Consider the following 261-nt stretch of genomic DNA (forward strand, 5'->3'; position numbering starts at 1 on the left):
CCGTCTTCGCCGACAACCGGTCGATGCGGCCCGAGGCGCCCGGGACCGTCGCCCGCGGCGAGCTCCGCCTCGACGACCACTTCTACCGCGGCTTCGAGACCGATGGCGAGCTCCGCACGGTGCCGGTCGAGACCGGCGACGCGGACAACCCGACCACCGCCCCCAACTACTTCGAGGGCATGCCCGAGTCGATCGACGTGGACGAGGACTTCGTCCGCCACGGCCGGCAGGTCTACGACACCTTCTGCTTCCCCTGCCACG

The 261-nt window shown here is 70.9% G+C and carries 1 protein-coding gene; it reads left to right on the top strand.

Annotated features, from left to right (window positions below):
• The coding region (locus tag R0J87_RS21805; protein ID WP_498888918.1) for a hypothetical protein at window positions 1-261 on the top strand (261 nt) is incomplete at both ends.

It is taken from the genome of Halomonas sp. SIMBA_159 (assembly GCF_046536035.1).
Classification (GTDB): domain Bacteria; phylum Pseudomonadota; class Gammaproteobacteria; order Pseudomonadales; family Halomonadaceae; genus Vreelandella; species Vreelandella venusta_A.